Below are 15,574 nucleotides of genomic sequence, written 5' to 3'. Positions count from 1 at the left end.
TGTCGACCTCCCAGACACGCGAACCGACCCTCCGATCACGCGTGTCGACCCTCCGATCACGCGTGTCGGCGTTCTGATCACGTGCGGCGGCGCTCGGATCACATCGGTCGCGTCGTTCGCACCACTCCGCCGGGCATTCCCGGCGCGAGAAGGCGATACTCAAGGGCGTGAGCGGCTTCAACCTGCGTTTCCTCGGCCATTCCACCGTCCGGCTCGAGCTCGGTGACCGCGTCGTCCTCACCGATCCCGTGCTCACCGCCCGGGTCGGCGGGCTGACCCGGGTCGTGCCGCCGCCCCCGCCGGACGCGTACGCCGGTGTCGATCTCGTGCTGCTGTCGCACCTGCACGGCGACCACCTGCACGTGCCGTCGCTGAAGCTCGTCGGCCGGCGGACCCGGATCGTCGTACCGCGCGGGGCCGGGAGCTGGCTCGCCAAGAAGGGCTTCACCGCCGTCGAGGAGATCGCGCCCGGCGAGACGCTCACCGAGGGCGGCCTCACCATCACCGCGACCGAGGCCATCCACTCCGGACACCGCTGGGGCCCGCGCCTCACCCACGGCCCGCAGAGCCCGGCCATCGGCCACCTGATCGACAGCGAGGGCCTGCGCGTCTACAACGCCGGTGACACCGACCTCTTCGACGGCATGGCCGCGTTCGGCCCGGTCGACGTCGCGCTCCTGCCCGTCTGGGGCTGGGGGCCGAACCTCGGGCCCGGCCACCTGAACCCGGCCCGGGCCGCCGAGGCCGCCGGCCTGCTGCAAGCCCGCGCGGTCGTGCCGGTGCACTGGGGCACGCTCGCCCTCCCCGGGATCCGGCGCACCACGCGCATGCGGCGGCTGCTCGCCGACCCGCCGCGGGAGTTCGCGGCCCACGTGGCCGCGGCGAAGATCGCCACCGGCGTCCTGTTCACCGAACCCGGCGCCGACGTCGTGCTCCCGGCCTCGACGGACCGGGCGTGAACTGGACCGACCCGGCCGCCATCGGGTACCCGGTGCTGTTCGGCGGCGTGCTGCTCGGCTCGATCATCCCGATCGTGCCCACCGGCGCGGTGGTCGGCGCCGCGGCCGCCGTCGCCACCACCACCGACCACCTCTCGCTGCCGCTGGTGATCGTCCTGGCCACGCTCGGCGCGTACGTCGGTGACGTCGTGACGTTCGGCGTCCCGCGCCTGGGCAGCGAAGCCGCGTTCCGCTGGATCAGCCGCCGCCAGCCCGCCGAACGGCTCGAGAAGGCGCGTGACCAGTTCGCCCGCCGCGGCTGGCAGATCGTCGTGATCGGCAGGCTCGTCCCGGCCGGCCGGATCCCGGTGCTGCTCGCGGCGGCCGCGCTGAGCTACCCGTGGCGGCGCCTGCTGCCCGCCGCGCTCGTCGCGTGCGTGCTCTGGGCGGTCGCCTACAGCTTGCTCGGCATCGTCAGCGGAGGCATCTTCGACTCACCGCTCATCGCGACATTGCTGGCGACGGTGCTGGTCCTGCTGGTCACCGTGCTGCTGAACCTGATCGCCCGCCGGCGGCGGACCAAAGCCGAGGCGAAAGAGAAGACAGGAGACCGAGCTTGACGACGACCGCGCCGAAGGGCCGGCTGCTGCGGGGCGGCCGGGTCGTCGCCCGCGTCCTGCTGGTGTGGGTGGCGGTGACCGGCGCGCTGCGGCTGCTCGACGTGCTGCTGTCCGGCTTCCGGATGACGCACTGGTGGCAGCCGACGGTGTGCGCGCTGCTGCTGGGGGTGCTGGCGGCGTTCGTCTGGCCGCTGGTCATGCGGATCGCCTACCCGCTCGCGTTCTTCACCTTCGGCCTCTTCGGGTTCCTGCTGCTCGGCGCGGGCACGCTCGCCGTGTTCAAGACGGTCCCCGGCGTCGAGATCGTCGGCTTCCGGACCGCGGTGATCGTCACCGTGGCCATGGCCGGCGTCGGCGCGGTGATCTCCAGCCTGCTGGCCATCGACGAGGACGAGATCTTCTTCCGCCGCGCGAACCGCCGCCGTCGCCGGCACGTCGCCGGGCCCGGCGACGCCGAACAGCCGCCCGGCGTGGTGTTCCTGCAGATCGACGGCCTCGGGTACGACACCGTCCGCCGCGCGATCCGCGACGGCGACATGCCGACGTTCGCCGCGTGGCTCGCCGAGGACAGCCACGCGCTGACGCAGTGGCACACCGACTGGAGCTCCCAGACCGGCGCGAGCGTCTGCGGCATCCTGCACGGCTCCAACCACGACATCCTCGGGTTCCGCTGGTACGAAAAGGACCGCGACCACGTGATGGCGTGCGCGCACCCGACCGACGCGGCCGAGATCGAACGGCGCCACTCCGACGGGCGCGGCCTCCTCTCGGGCGACGGCGCGAGCCGCGGCAACCTGTTCTCCGGCGACGCCGACCACGTCAGCCTCACCATGAGCTCGATCCCGGTGCTGGTCCCGAAGGGCCTGCGCCACCGGCACCGCGACCGCCTCGGCGCGGGCTACTACGCCTACTTCGCGAACCCGGTCAACGCGCTGCGGACGTTCGTCGTCGCCCTCGCCGACGTCTTCCGCGAGATCAGCGCGTCGGTCCGCCAGCGCCGCGCCGGCGTCGTGCCGCGGATCCCGCGCGGCGGCTGGTACCCGCTGGCCCGGCCGGGCACGACGGTGATCGCGCGCGACGTCGTCGTCTCGGCGATCCTCGGCGACATGCTGGCCGGACGGCCGGTCGTCTACGCCGACTTCCTCGGCTACGACGAGGTCGCGCACCACTCCGGCATCGAGCGCTTCGACACGCTGTCGGTGCTGCGCTCGATCGACCAGCAGATCGCCCGGCTGCACCGGGCGAGCCGGCTTTCCTCGCGCAGCTACCACGTCGTCGCGCTGTCGGACCACGGCCAGACCCAGGGCCAGGCGTTCTCGCAGCGGTTCGGCGAGACGATCGAGGCGTACGTCGGCCGGCTGTGCGGCGGCTCGCCGTCGGCGGCTTCGGGGAAGCGGCGCCAGGCCGAGAGCTGGCAGATCAACGCGGCGCTCGCGGAGGCCACCAAGAGCGGCGGCCTGATCGCGCGCCGGCTGCGGGGCCGCGTCGAGAACGCCGAAGGCGGCGAGGACCGGCCGCGCACGGAGTCCGGCTCCCCCGGCGCGGTCACGCGCGTGGCGCCCGGCGTGGTCGCGGTCGTGTCCGGGCACACCGCGATGGTGTCGTTCACCGAGCACGAAGGCCGCGTCGAGCTGGAGACGATCGAGCGCGAGTTCCCCGACCTGCTGCCGTCGCTGGTGGACCACCCCGGCGTCGGGTTCCTGCTGGTGCGCAGCCGCGAGTTCGGGCCGGTCGTGCTGGGCCGCGACGGGCTGCACCGGCTCGCCACCGGCGTCGTCATCGGCGAGGACCCGCTGCTGCGCTACGGCCCGCACGCCGCGGACCTGGTGCGCCGCGTCGACACGTTCCCGCACTGCGCCGACGTGATGATCAACAGCAACTACGACCCGGAGACGGACCAGTCGTCGCCGTTCGAGACGCACGTCGGCTCGCACGGCGGCCTCGGCGGCCCGCAGCAACGCGGCTTCGTCGTGCACCCGCGTGAGCTCCCGCCGCCCGGCGACGTCGTCGGCGCGGAGGCCCTGCACCGGGTGTTCCGCGGCTGGCTGACACACCTGGGCCACCCCGCCCCCGCTCCTGCCCCCGCCCCGGCTTCGGCCGAAACCCCTGTCGCTTCGGAGGTCGCTTCGTGAAACTGACGGTCTACGGCGCTTCCTGGTGCCCGGATGTCAAGCGCAGCCGCGCGTTGCTCGACCGCGAAGGCGTCGAGTACTCCTATGTGGACGTCGAGGCGGACGCGGCCGCCGAGGCGCGCGTCCGCTCGCTGCAGGACGGCGAACGCCGCATCCCGACGATCGTCTGGGACGACGGCACCTTCCTGGTCGAGCCGTCCGACGCGGAACTGGGTTCGCGGCTGTGAAACTGCTGCGAGAGCTGCCGATCGGCACGCGGGTCGTGGCGCGCTACCGCATCGAGGGCGGCCTCACCGACGCGCTCGGCCTGCTGGTCGCCCGCGACGAAACGACGTGCACGATCGAAACCCGCCGCGGCCCGGTCGTGGTGGACTTCGACGCCGTCACCCTGGCCAAGCCGGTACCGCCGCCGCCGGCGCGGAAATCGGCTGGCGGCGCGCCGCCGGCTTTGTGACGATCGGGACCATGTTCGACGAACTGGTGGCCGAAGCCGACGCGGTGTCCGTCGACGGCTGGGACTTCTCGTGGCTCGACGGCCGCGCGACCGAGCAACGCCCGTCGTGGGGCTACCAGCGGCTGCTGGGCGAACGCCTCGCCGACGTCCACGCGGCCCTCGACCTGGAAACCGGCGGCGGCGAAGTCCTCGACGGCTGCCCGGCGCTGCCGCCGCTGATGGCGGCGACGGAGTCCTGGCCGCCGAACGTCGCTGTCGCGTCGGAGTTGCTGCGGCCGCGCGGAGTCGTCGTGGTGGCGACTTCGGACGAACCGCCGCTGCCGTTCGCGGACGACCTGTTCGACCTCGTGTCCAGCCGCCACCCGGTCCGGACGTGGTGGGCCGAGATCGCCCGCGTGCTGCGCCCCGGCGGGACGTACTTCTCCCAGCAGGTCGGCCCGGCGAGCGTGTTCGAGCTGGTCGAGTACTTCCTCGGCCCGCAGCCGGCCGACGTCCGCGAGGGCCGCCGCCCGGACCACGCCGTCGCCGCGGCTTCGGAGGCCGGCCTCGAGGTCGTCGACCTGCGCTCGGAGTCGCTGCGCACCGAGTTCCGCGACATCGGCGCGGTGGTCTACTTCCTGCGCAAGGTGATCTGGATGGTGCCCGGCTTCACGGTCGAGCAGTACCGGCCGCGCCTGCGGGAGCTGCACGACCTGATCGAGCGCGACGGCCCGTTCGTCGCCCACACGACCCGGTTCCTCATCGAAGCTAGGAAGAACGAGGCCCGGAAGAACGAGGCCCCGAAGATCGAGGCTCGGAAGCCCTGACGATCGCCGCCTCGACGCCGTCGAGCAGCAGTTCCAGCCCCGCTTCGAACGACAGCCGCGCCTCGCGCTCCAGGTAGGGCTCGCCGTCCGGGACCGCGGCCATGTCCGCGCCGAGGGCCGACACCGTCGGGAAACGGGCCGGGAGGTCGGGGACCAGCTCGCCGAGCAACGCCGACCGGGCGTACCACCAGTCCTCTTCGGACTGCCCCGTCTCGCGCGACGCCTGACGCGACTCCGCCGCCGACTGGACCGAGCCGCGCACGACGTTGAACAGCGCCGACACCACCCAGCGCACGCGCGGCAGCGGCAGGCCCGTCTCCGCCAGGACGCGCAGCAGCGTCTCCTGCACGTGGAACTCCCCCGGCCCGAGCACCGGCCGCGCCGGGGAGACCTGCAGCAGCCACGGGTGACGCAGGTGCAGGTCCCACAGCTCGTCGGCCAGGGCCAGCGCCGCCGCCCGCCAGCCGCTTGCCAGGTCGGGGTCCCCGGGCAGCTCGCCGAGCGTCCGGTCGTACATCAGGTCGACCAGCTCGGTCTTGCCCGGCACGTACGTGTAGAGCGCCATCGCCGTGCGGCCGAGCCGCTCCCCGACCGAGCGCATGGACAGCGCCGCCATGCCGTCGGCGTCGGCGATCCCGATCGCCGCGCCGACGATCGCCTCGACGCTCAGCCCCGGCTTGGGCCCGGGACCGGTGCGCGGGGCGCCGACGCGCGGGCCCCACAGCAGCTCCATGGACCGCCGGGCGTCGCCCTGACCGGCGAAGACGACCACCTTGCCGACTCCTTACAGCCTAAAGTATTGTTACCAGAGCAATCACCTTACAGCCTAAAGTATCAAGAAGGACGGTATGACCTCACCCAGGCGGGCCGCCGACACCCACGACGTGATCGAGGTCCGGGGGGCCCGGGAGAACAACCTGACCGGCATCGACCTGGACATCCCGAAACGCCGGCTGACGGTGTTCACGGGCGTGTCCGGCTCCGGCAAGTCGTCCCTCGTCTTCGGCACCATCGCGGCCGAGTCCCAGCGCATGATCAACGAGACCTACAGCGCCTTCCTCCAATCGTTCATGCCGAACCTCTCGCGCCCGGACGTCGACCTGCTGGAGAACCTGAGCGCCGCCATCGTCGTCGACCAGGAGCGGATGGGAGCCAACTCCCGCTCGACCGTCGGCACCGCGACCGACGCCCACACGATGCTGCGCATCGCCTTCTCCCGGCTTGGCGAGCCGCACGTCGGCACGTCCGGCGCGTTCAGCTTCAACCTGCCCGAGGGCATGTGCCCGGCGTGCGAGGGCCTCGGCCGGGTGTCCGACCTCGACGTCCGCGCCCTGCTCGACTTCGACAAGTCCCTCAACGACGGCGCCATCCAGGTACCCGGCTTCACCCCGGACACCTGGTACGTCCAGACCTACCTCGCTTCCGGTTTCTACGACCCGGACGCCAAGATCCGGGACTACACCCCGCGGCAGCTCGACGACCTGCTGCACAAGGACTCCTGCAAGGTGAAGGTCGGCAAGACCAACGTCACCTACGAGGGTCTCGCGGTGAAGGTCAAGCGCCTCTACCTGCACAAGGACACCGATTCGCTGCAGCCGCGCCTGCGCGGGTTCATCGAGAAGGCGGCGGCCTTCAGCACCTGCGCCACCTGCGGGGGCGCCCGGCTGAACCAGGCCGCGCTCTCGTCGACGATCGACGGCCGGAACATCGCCGACTGCTCGGCCATGCAGATCAGCGACCTCGCCGAGTTCGTCCGGAAGCTCGACGAGCCCTCGATCGCGCCACTGCTGGGCAACCTGCGCGACACGCTCGACTCGCTGGTCGAGATCGGCCTCGGCTACCTCTCGCTGGACCGCGAGTCGGGCACGTTGTCCGGCGGCGAGGCGCAGCGCGTGAAGATGGTGCGCCACCTGGGTTCGAGCCTCACCGACGTCACGTACGTCTTCGACGAGCCGACCGTCGGCCTGCACCCGCACGACATCGAGCGGATGAACAACCTCCTTCTCTGCTTGCGGGACAAGGGGAACACGATCCTGGTCGTGGAGCACAAGCCGGAGACCATCGGGATCGCCGACCACGTCGTCGACCTCGGTCCCGGCGCGGGCAAGGCCGGCGGACGGCTCTGCTACACCGGCGACCTCGACGGCCTCCGCGCGTCCGGCACGCTCACCGGGCGCCACCTCGACCACCGCGTCACCGTGCGCCCGGAGGTCCGCGCGCCGGCCGGGCACCTCCGGATCACCGGCGCCAGCCTGCACAACCTGCGCGACGTCAGTGTCGACGTCCCGCTCGGCGTGCTGACCGTGGTCACCGGTGTCGCCGGGTCCGGGAAGTCGTCGCTGATCCACGGTTCCCTGGCCCACCGCGACGGTGTCGTGGTGGTCGACCAGTCGGCGATCCGCGGTTCGCGGCGGTCGAACCCGGCCACCTACACCGGCGTGCTCGACCCGATCCGGACGGCGTTCGCCAAGGCCAACGGGGTCAAGGCGAGCCTGTTCAGCGCCAACTCCGAAGGTGCCTGCCCGAAGTGCAAGGGCCTCGGGCTCGTCTACACGGACCTGGCGATGATGGCCGGCGTCGCGTCGGTCTGCGAGGAGTGCGAAGGCAAGCGCTTCACCCCCGAAGTGCTGACGTACACCTTGCGGGGCAAGAACATCAGCGAGGTCCTGGCGATGCCGGTCACCGAGGCGCGCGAGTTCTTCCCGTCCGGCAACGCGCGGGCGGTGCTGAACCGGCTCGCCGACGTCGGCCTCGGCTACCTGACGCTCGGGCAGCCGCTGACGACCCTGTCCGGCGGTGAGCGGCAACGGCTCAAACTGGCGATCCGGATGGCCGAGCACGGCTCGACGTACATCCTCGACGAGCCGACGACCGGGCTGCACCTGGCCGACGTCGACCAGCTGCTCGCGCTGCTCGACCGGATCGTCGACGCGGGCAACACGGTGATCGTCATCGAGCACCACCAGGCCGTGATGGCCCACTCCGACTGGCTGATCGACCTCGGCCCCGGCGCCGGCCACGACGGCGGCCGCGTGGTCTTCGAGGGCACGCCGGCTGCGCTGGTCGCCGACGCCACCACCCTGACCGCCCGCCACCTGCGCGAGTACCTGGGAAAGCCGTGACGGGCCTGCTCGAAGTGACGGCGGTCCACCGGGTGACCCCGCGCACGGTGCGCGTCACCTTCACCGGCGAGAGCTTGGAAGTCTTGGAGGCGTGGCCGGACCAGCAGCTGAAGCTGATGTTCCCGCCGCCGGGACGCCCGGTGCGCCTGCCTTCCGCCGACGGTGACGTCATGCGCTGGTACCAGGCGTTCCTGGCGATCCCGGCCGAAGAACGGCCGGTGATGCGCAGCTACACGGTGCGCGACCGGCGCCCGGCGCTCGCCGAGATCGACGTCGACTTCGTCCTGCACGACGACGCGGGCGGCCCGGCCACGAGCTGGGCGCGCACGGCGGCTCCGGGTGACGTCCTCGGCCGGTACGGCCCGGACGCGGCCTACCGCCGTCCGCTCCCCGTGGCCGACACGGTGCTGCTGGCCGGGGACGAGACGGCGATCCCCGCGGTCTCGTCCCTGTTGTCCGAAGTGGACAACGCGGTGGTGTTCCTGGAGGTCCCGGACGCGGCCGAGGAGCAACCGCTGCCCGGTGACGTCCACTGGCTGCACCGGGACGGCGCCCCGCACGGGGCCGCACTGCTGGACGCGGTGCGCGAGGCGAAGCTCGGCGACGGCTCGGTCTCGGCGTGGCTCGCCGGCGAGGCGGGGATGGTCCGGGCGCTGCGCCGGCACCTGGTGGGCGACCGCGGGCTCGGCAAGCGGGACATCGAATTCACCGGCTACTGGCGCCGCAAGCTCACGCAAGACGACGCGCCGACGGCGGAAGATCTGGCGGACGCCGCCGAAAAGCTCGGCTGACGGGCTCGCGGGCGAAGCTGAGCACTGCTCGAGCTTGCCGCAGGTTCCGCCAGTCGTCAGAGGTGCTCGGCAGTTCTCGCACAACCGCGGCCGCCGGCCGGTTGTCTCCGCGCTACTCTGGAGGCGATCGACCGGCGGGCCAAGCTGGAACTGGTGCCACGGCAGGACATCGACGCGCGCCTCACCGGCCACCTGACCGCGGATCTCGACGTCGGCCGGAGCGCGCTCTGACCGGGCGCGGCGCAGGAACCGGAACACGCGGCGGAGAATCGTTGTCGTCACGAATCCCACGTTACCGAACACGTGTGCGAACACCATCGCTAAACCGGGTGATCCTCGCGAACGCCGAGCACAGCGAGAATTCCGTTGCGGCGCAAGCGAATCAGCAGCTCAGGAGCGACGAGAAGCCCCCGAATTCCAGGCTACCGGTGAGCACCGACAGAACCGGAATCCGAGAGAGCCGGAATCCGCCAGAATCCTCACCACGTGACCGGCAGCGAATGGACGCCGTAGACCAGCATGTCGTTCTTGAACTCCAGTTCCTCGACCGGAACCGCCAGCCGCAGCGAGGGAATCCGGCGGTAGAGCGTGCCGTAGACCACCTGTAGCTCGACCCGGGCCAGTGTCTGGCCGAGGCACTGGTGCACGCCGTAGCCGAAGGCGACGTGGTGACGAGCGCCGCGCGTGACGTCCAGCTCGTCCGGTGTCTCGAACACCGCGTCGTCGCGGTTCGCGATGTCCGAGGCGCCGATGATGCCGTCGCCGGCGTGGATGACCTGACCGCCGAGTTCGAAGTCTTCGACGGCGACGCGGCGGCGGCCCGAGTGCGTGATGTTCAAGTACCGCAACAACTCTTCGACCGCGCTGCGCAGCAGTTCCGCGTCGCCGGACCGGACCAGCTCCAGCTGGGCCGGGTTCTCCAGCAGCGCCACCGTGCCGAGCGCGATCATGTTCGCCGTCGTCTCGTGGCCCGCCACCAGCAGCAGCTGGCCCATCCCGGCGATCTGCTCCGCGGTCATCGTGCCCAGCTGCGAGACCGCCAGGCGGCTCAGGACGTCGTCGCCCGGGGACGCCGCTTTCTTTTCCACCAAGCGGGAAAGGTAGGCGAGCAGCTCGTCGGTGGCCTTCACGGCCTCTTCGGGCGCCGCGTCCATCGAGATCATCACCTTCGTGATGTCCTGGAAGAACTCCCGCTCCTCGTATGGCACCCCGAGCAGCTCGCAGATCACCAGCGACGGCAACGGCAGCGCGAACGCCGGCACGAGGTCGACCGGCTTCGGGCCTGCCAGGAGGTCGTCGATCAGGTCGTCGACGATCCGCTGGATCGCCGGACGCAGCGCCTCCATCTTCTTGACCAGGAAGTCGCCGGTCAGCAGCTTGCGCTGGGCCGCGTGCTCGGCGCCGTCCATGTTGATGAACGACTTGACGCGGTTGCGCCGCGCCGCCGACGCCGCACTCTGGTGCGGGTAGCCGGGCCGGTCGGAATCGGCGCTCACCCGCGGGTCGCGCAGGATCGTGCGCAAGTCTTCGAAGCGCGTCACCAGCCACGGCGTGCTGCCGTTCCACAGCTTGACGCGGGAAACCGGTTCGTCACGCTGCAGTTCCCCGAGCTCGGCCGGCGGGTCGAAGGGACACCGCCGGGTCATCGGAAAAGCGGGCACACCGTCCGTCATGAGGACCTCCCGAAGCCGCCGCACAGTTCGACAAGAAATTACATAGCTATGCTAAGCATCTTGTCGCGACTCCGCCACACTCCGTTCAGGCGACAGCGGGAAGATCACACGAACACGAGCGACAACAGCTCGTCGACGAACGGCTCCACCAGCTCGGCCCCGGTCCGGTGCAGCACGCTGTGGAACAGTGCGACCCGTCCGTGCGCGCCGACGAACACCACCGCGGCCGCGCGACCCGGCGAAACCCGCAGCGGGTGGCCGGCTTCGACGCACCGCTCGAACGCCGCGGCCAGCCCGTCGATGACGTCCAGCAGCGGCCCTTCCGCACGCGCGTCCGGATCGGGCCGAGACGCGCCGTTCGCGAGCATCAGCCGGTAATGTCCGGGATGGTCCATGGCGAACGCGCAGTAGGCGTGGATCTGCGCCCGCACCCGGCCGACGACGTCGGTCTCGCCGAGCGACTCCTCCGCCGCGCGCATCGAGTCGCGCAGCCGCGCGTATTCGTAGTCCAGCAGCCCCTGCACGAGTTCCGCGCGGTCGGCGAAGTGCTGGTAGATGCTGGCCGGGGCGATCCCGACCGCGCGGGCCACCCCGCGGATCGTCAGCCCGTCCTCGCCGCCGAGCTCGGCGAGCAGCCGGGCGGCGGCCGCGAGGATTTCCCCGCGCAGCCGATCCCCTTCGCCCCAACGATTCCTGGTACGGCCGATTCCCGCGTTGTCCGGCACCCGCCCATTCATACGCCGGTGGCCGCCGCGGCCGTGTTCCGGGGGTCCCGGAATGACCATGGCGGCCACTCGCCGTCCTAAGTGGACTCAGGCGGCCAGGCTCGGGTACAGCCCGGTCAGGTCGCCGGAAAGCCCGGCGCGCACCCCCCGGCTGACGTCGTCGGCGAGCACCTCGTAGCGGCCCTGTTCGACACCTTCGAGAGCGAGACCGGCCACGACCGCCGGGTCGATCTTCGGGCCGTCGACGTGCTTGGCCATGTCGGTGTCCATGTACCCGACGTGCAGCGCGGTCACCTGCGTCTTCTGCGACGCCAGTTCCAGGCGCAGCGCGTTGGTCAGCGACCAGGCCGCCGACTTCGCCGCGGAGTAGGCCGCGACCTGCGGCGAGGTGAACCAGGACAGCACCGAAAGGACGTTGAGCACGGCGCCGCCGCCGTTGCGCTCCAGGATCGGCGCGAACTCGCGCGTCACGGCCAGCGTGCCGAAGTAGTGCGTGTCCATCTCCAGCCGGATGTCCTCGAGGGACCCGCCGAGCACCGACGCCCCGGTGGACGAGCCGGCGTTGTTGACGAGCAGCGTGACGTCCCCGGCGATCGCGGCGGCAGCGCGGACCGAGTCGGGGTCCGTGACGTCGAGCCGCAACGGGATCACTCCCGGCAGGTCCACCGACTCCGGGTTGCGCGCGGCCGCGTAGACCTTCGCCGCTCCCCGTTCGACGAGGGCGGCCGCGAACTGCCGGCCGAGCCCGCGGTTGGCCCCGGTGACCAGCGCCACCGCACCTGTGATCTCCATATCGAGCTCCTCTCGCATCTGGCTTGCTCGTTGCAAGCTAGCTACCGGCGACCCTACGGCGTAAACTTGCTCCAAGCAAGCCAGCTCGAAGGGATCACACATGAGCCGTCGCATCACCTGGGAGGACGCCTCCTGCCCGATCGCCCGCGCCGCCGACGTCCTGGCCGAGCCGTGGACGCTGCTGATCCTGCGCAACGCCACCGCGGGCACGACCCGGTTCGAGGACTTCCGCAGCGAGCTCGGCATCGCCGACAACGTGCTGACGACCCGGCTCGGCAAGCTCGTCGACCGCGGGCTGCTGACGAAGCTCCCCTACCGCGACGGCGGCCGCACCCGGCACGAATACCGGCTCACGCAGGCCGGTTCGGACGCGCTCCCGGTGCTCCACGCCCTCGGCGCGTGGGGTGACGCCCACACCGATTCGGTGAGCGCGTACGGCCCGATGAAGCTCGTCCACACCGGCTGCGGGCAGCTCACCCGACCGGGCCCGAACTGCGACAGCTGCGGAAAACCGCTGGTCAGGGACGACCTGGCGTGGCGCGGCTCGTGGCTGAGCGAAGGTGAGATCCCGCTGGCCGAGCCGATCTCCTGAGCCCGGCGGGGCATCCTCGTATGCGTGGCAGCGCATGTCAACACTGCAAAATGGTTGGTAAATCACCACTAAACACGCAGTACGAAAGTCGGGTCACAAGCGGCGCCCGGATACGTAAATTCGGACCACAGCACACGCAAACCCGGCAAATTCCCCACAGCTGCCCCTACCGCGAGGAGCCGTCCCGATGTCCAGGAAGTACCTGCTGCCCGGAGCCGCTGTCGCACTGGCGATGATCGCCACCCCGATGACCGCCGCCCCGGCCTTCGCGGCCCCGGCCCAGGCCGAAGCGGCCACGATCGTCTACTACGACACCTCGGACGCCCCCACCTTCCGCGCCCAGATCAACGCCGGCGCGGCGAACTGGAACGCGGCGGTCTCGAATGTCAAGCTCGAAGAAAGCTCCTCGGGCGCCACGCTGCACTACACCGAAGGCAACGACCCGCAGGGTTCGTACGCCCAGACCGACGGCCACGGCAGCGGCACCATCTTCATCGACTACACGCAGGCCGATGAGTACAACCAGACCCGCATCACGGCCCACGAGACCGGGCACGCGCTGGGCCTGCCGGACCACTACGAAGGCCCGTGCACCGAGCTGATGTCGGGTGGTGGCCCCGGCCCGTCGTGCACCAACGCGAACCCGAACGCGGACGAGTCCGCTCAGGTGGAATCCCTGTGGGCCAGCGGTTTCCGCGCGGCGGCCGGCACGCCGACCCGCATCTACGAAGTGACGATGCCGGTCAAGTGACCCGCAGCTGACGTCGTCGGGGGAGGCCGCACCGGGTACGCCCGGTGCGGCCTTCGCACGTGACGGAAGGGTCGACACACGTGATTGCGAAGCCGACACGCGTGATTGGCGGGTCGACACGGCGTTCAGAGGCGGGAGACCAGGCGGTCCCGGGCCACCTCCAGGTGGGCGGTCATCGCCTTGCGGGCGCCGGACGCGCTGCCCGCCACCAAGGCGTCCACGATCGTGCGGTGCTCGGCGATCGTCTGCTCGCCGAACGGCTGGTTGTAGTTCAGCCGGAAGAAGTGCAGGTGGCAGTGGGTGCGGGCGAACGCCTGTTCCACCGCGACGTTGCCGGCCAGGTGCAGGATCAGCTCGTGCAGCCGGGCGTCGTGCGCGGTCAGGGCCTTGTAGTCGCTGTACGCGTCGTCGACCGGGGCCGCCGGGCACGTCGCCAGCTCGGCTTCCAGCGCGGCGACACTCGCGTCCGACATCGCCGCCGCCGCCAGGGCCGCGGACGGCGGCTCCAGCAGCAGCCGCAGCGCGTACATGTCGTCGACTTCCTTGCGGTTCAGCAACTCCGTGACGCGGTAACCGCGCAACGGCAGCCGGCTGACCAGCTCCTCGGACTCCAGCCGCGCCAGCGCTTCGCGCACCGGCGTGCCGGAGACGCCGAGCTCGCGGGCGATCTCGTCGATGTTCACCCGCGCGCCCGGCTCGATGCCGTCGTTCATGATCAGCGCCCGGATCTGCTCGTAGACGCCGTCCGCCAGCACCTGCCGGTTCGGCAGTGCCTCGAGCCGTCGTCCGGAACTCACCCTGACTCCCTCATCGCTGGTGACTACAGGCTACTGCTTGCCCAGGATCTGGCTGCTCTTCCGCGCCATCTCGGCGAAGACGTCGTCGTCGCGCTGGTGCGCGAAGTACGCCTCGAACAGCGGCCGTTCCGCGTCCTGCAGTGCGGCGCCGTTGCCGTAGACGACGGCCGGGACGAGCGAGCCGTCCTTCATCATCGTGGTGAACACCGACAGGTCGACGCCTTGGCCCTTCATCGCCGCTGCCGCCGCGTCCATCGACGCCGGGATCGACGGGAAGAACGTGCCGCTCGCGCCGGCGGCCGACTGGCAGTCCGGCGAACCCATGTACGAGACCCACTTCCAGGTCAGGTCGGGGTTCTTCGTGCCCGCCCAGATGTTGTTCCCGTTCGAATTGGACAGCAGCGCGCGCTTCTCGGACGGCCCGAGCACGGTGGGCGCGATGCCCACCTTGACGCCGGGCAGCTTCGCGAACGTGCCCGCCGTCCACGAGCCCGCCGTCTCCATCGCCACCTTGCCCGAGCCGATCAGGTCGGTGTCGCTGATCGTCGCCTGACCGCCGGTGGTGAACGTGCCGATCTTCGGGGAGAACCCGCGGTCGGCCAGCGAGCGCACCCAGTTCATGGTCTTGGCGAACACCGGGTCGTCGTAGCCGAACTTCGTCGGCCAGGTCTGCTTGTCGGCCAGCCGCCATCCGGTGGTCATCGCGAACGAGCTCCACGTCGACTCGCCGATGAAGTCCCGCGAGGCGAGCTGGCCGGTGCCGAAGGTGGCGACGTGGTCCTTGTCGAAGCCGGGCTGGTCGCCGCGGACGCCGTTCTTGTCGACGCTCAGGTGCGCCGCGACCTTCTCGAACGTCCCGCCGTCGTCGGGGTTCCAGGTCAGCTTCGCCAGGTCGGCGGGCTGGTAACCGGCCTTCGTGATGGTGTCGACGTTGTAGTAGAGCCCGGTCGCGGACCAGTCGAGCGGCAGCGCGTACTGCTTGCCGTCGGTGAACTTCCACGAGTCGACGCCGACGGAGAACCGCTTGAGGTCGAACTTGTCGCGGGCGACGAGGTCGTCCAGCGGCAGCAGCTGGTGCTGCGCGGCGTAGGCCTGGAAGTACTGGACGCTGTTCTGGAACGCGTCGGGCGCGGTGCCCGCGACGAACCCGGCGGTCAGCTTGGTGAAGTAGTCGTCCACGTTGTACTGCGTGATCTTCACCGTGGTGCCGGGGTTGGCCTTCTCGAAGGCGGACGCGCAGCTCTGGTAGGCCGCCGCCTGCTTGTCGTCCCAGGTCCACCAGTTGACGGTGTTCCCGTTGCCGCTCGCCGAGCCATCGCCGCAGGCGGCCACCAGGGCTCCCAGCGTCGCCACCAGGCCGATCGCCAAAGTTCTCATCTTG

General features: G+C 70.8%; 16 protein-coding genes. 10 read left to right on the top strand and 6 right to left on the bottom strand.

Annotated elements, in window-relative coordinates; translation table 11 throughout:
* The first annotated feature begins 167 nt into the window (after positions 1-167).
* Genes OG439_RS45545 through OG439_RS45520 form a run of 6 tightly spaced genes read left to right on the top strand, consistent with a single transcriptional unit; the run spans position 168 to position 4,950 of the window.
* Positions 168-959, top strand: coding sequence for an MBL fold metallo-hydrolase (locus OG439_RS45545; RefSeq protein WP_326946535.1), 792 nt, complete (start codon positions 168-170; stop codon positions 957-959).
* A complete protein-coding gene (locus OG439_RS45540; protein ID WP_247061421.1) occupies positions 956-1,558 on the top strand; it encodes a DedA family protein in 603 nt (200 codons plus the stop codon). The genes OG439_RS45545 and OG439_RS45540 overlap by 4 nt, the downstream gene beginning before the upstream one ends.
* A complete protein-coding gene (locus OG439_RS45535) occupies positions 1,555-3,690 on the top strand; it encodes a phage holin family protein (RefSeq protein ID WP_326946534.1) in 2,136 nt (711 codons plus the stop codon). The genes OG439_RS45540 and OG439_RS45535 overlap by 4 nt, the downstream gene beginning before the upstream one ends.
* Positions 3,687-3,917: a glutaredoxin domain-containing protein gene (locus tag OG439_RS45530; protein WP_247061419.1), complete on the top strand. Its 231-nt coding sequence runs from the start codon at positions 3,687-3,689 to the stop codon at positions 3,915-3,917. Before OG439_RS45535 ends, OG439_RS45530 begins: the two co-directional genes overlap by 4 nt.
* Positions 3,914-4,144: a putative acetyltransferase gene (locus tag OG439_RS45525; protein WP_326946533.1), complete on the top strand. Its 231-nt coding sequence runs from the start codon at positions 3,914-3,916 to the stop codon at positions 4,142-4,144. The genes OG439_RS45530 and OG439_RS45525 overlap by 4 nt, the downstream gene beginning before the upstream one ends.
* A gap of 11 nt (positions 4,145-4,155) precedes the next feature.
* Positions 4,156-4,950: a methyltransferase domain-containing protein gene (locus OG439_RS45520; RefSeq protein ID WP_326946532.1), complete on the top strand. Its 795-nt coding sequence runs from the start codon at positions 4,156-4,158 to the stop codon at positions 4,948-4,950.
* Here the strand turns inward: OG439_RS45520 and OG439_RS45515 are convergent.
* Positions 4,892-5,722: a TetR/AcrR family transcriptional regulator C-terminal domain-containing protein gene (locus OG439_RS45515; protein ID WP_326946531.1), complete on the bottom strand. Its 831-nt coding sequence runs from the start codon at positions 5,720-5,722 to the stop codon at positions 4,892-4,894. The genes OG439_RS45520 and OG439_RS45515 overlap by 59 nt on opposite strands.
* A 76-nt stretch (positions 5,723-5,798) precedes the next feature.
* On the opposite strand from OG439_RS45515, the gene OG439_RS45510 reads away from it, so the two are divergent.
* On the top strand, positions 5,799-8,072 hold the full coding sequence (locus OG439_RS45510; RefSeq protein ID WP_326946530.1) for an excinuclease ABC subunit UvrA: 2,274 nt from the start codon (positions 5,799-5,801) through the stop codon (positions 8,070-8,072).
* Entirely contained in the window at positions 8,069-8,863 is a 795-nt protein-coding gene (locus OG439_RS45505; RefSeq protein WP_326946529.1) for a siderophore-interacting protein, read from the top strand. Before OG439_RS45510 ends, OG439_RS45505 begins: the two co-directional genes overlap by 4 nt.
* Before the next feature lie 479 nt (positions 8,864-9,342).
* On the opposite strand, the gene OG439_RS45500 is transcribed toward OG439_RS45505, so the two are convergent.
* From OG439_RS45500 to OG439_RS45490, 3 genes are all read right to left on the bottom strand, one after another.
* On the bottom strand, positions 9,343-10,536 hold the full coding sequence (locus OG439_RS45500; protein WP_326946528.1) for a cytochrome P450: 1,194 nt from the start codon (positions 10,534-10,536) through the stop codon (positions 9,343-9,345).
* 104 nt (positions 10,537-10,640) lie between these two features.
* Entirely contained in the window at positions 10,641-11,204 is a 564-nt protein-coding gene (locus OG439_RS45495; RefSeq protein WP_326951784.1) for a TetR/AcrR family transcriptional regulator, read from the bottom strand.
* A gap of 144 nt (positions 11,205-11,348) precedes the next feature.
* Positions 11,349-12,053 (bottom strand): SDR family oxidoreductase, encoded by a 705-nt coding sequence (locus OG439_RS45490; protein ID WP_326946527.1) that lies wholly within the window; start codon positions 12,051-12,053, stop codon positions 11,349-11,351.
* A gap of 100 nt (positions 12,054-12,153) precedes the next feature.
* Here OG439_RS45490 and OG439_RS45485 point away from each other — a divergent pair, with 100 nt between their 5' ends.
* Both OG439_RS45485 and OG439_RS45480 read left to right on the top strand, forming a co-directional pair.
* Positions 12,154-12,645 carry a winged helix-turn-helix transcriptional regulator gene (locus tag OG439_RS45485; RefSeq protein WP_326946526.1) on the top strand — a complete coding sequence of 164 codons (492 nt, stop codon included), beginning with the start codon at positions 12,154-12,156 and terminating at the stop codon, positions 12,643-12,645.
* 187 nt (positions 12,646-12,832) lie between these two features.
* A complete protein-coding gene (locus OG439_RS45480) occupies positions 12,833-13,396 on the top strand; it encodes a snapalysin family zinc-dependent metalloprotease (RefSeq protein ID WP_326946525.1) in 564 nt (187 codons plus the stop codon).
* A gap of 125 nt (positions 13,397-13,521) precedes the next feature.
* Here the strand turns inward: OG439_RS45480 and OG439_RS45475 are convergent, their stop codons facing one another.
* Entirely contained in the window at positions 13,522-14,193 is a 672-nt protein-coding gene (locus tag OG439_RS45475; protein WP_326946524.1) for a GntR family transcriptional regulator, read from the bottom strand.
* Between the two features lie 30 nt (positions 14,194-14,223).
* Entirely contained in the window at positions 14,224-15,570 is a 1,347-nt protein-coding gene (locus OG439_RS45470) for an ABC transporter substrate-binding protein (protein ID WP_326946523.1), read from the bottom strand.
* Between the last annotated feature and the right edge of the window lie 4 nt (positions 15,571-15,574).

This window comes from Amycolatopsis sp. NBC_01307 (genome assembly GCF_035975215.1).
Lineage (GTDB): Bacteria > Actinomycetota > Actinomycetes > Mycobacteriales > Pseudonocardiaceae > Amycolatopsis.
This window is presented reverse-complemented; position numbering and strand designations above follow the sequence as displayed.

Coding starts and splice junctions, on each gene's coding strand:
- OG439_RS45520 (WP_326946532.1), top strand. CDS start 4,156: ATGTTCGACGAACTGGTGGCCGAAGCCGACGCGGTGTCCGTCGACGGC.
- OG439_RS45510 (WP_326946530.1), top strand. CDS start 5,799: ATGACCTCACCCAGGCGGGCCGCCGACACCCACGACGTGATCGAGGTC.
- OG439_RS45500 (WP_326946528.1), bottom strand. CDS start 10,536: ATGACGGACGGTGTGCCCGCTTTTCCGATGACCCGGCGGTGTCCCTTC.
- OG439_RS45490 (WP_326946527.1), bottom strand. CDS start 12,053: ATGGAGATCACAGGTGCGGTGGCGCTGGTCACCGGGGCCAACCGCGGG.
- OG439_RS45485 (WP_326946526.1), top strand. CDS start 12,154: ATGAGCCGTCGCATCACCTGGGAGGACGCCTCCTGCCCGATCGCCCGC.
- OG439_RS45480 (WP_326946525.1), top strand. CDS start 12,833: ATGTCCAGGAAGTACCTGCTGCCCGGAGCCGCTGTCGCACTGGCGATG.
- OG439_RS45470 (WP_326946523.1), bottom strand. CDS start 15,570: ATGAGAACTTTGGCGATCGGCCTGGTGGCGACGCTGGGAGCCCTGGTG.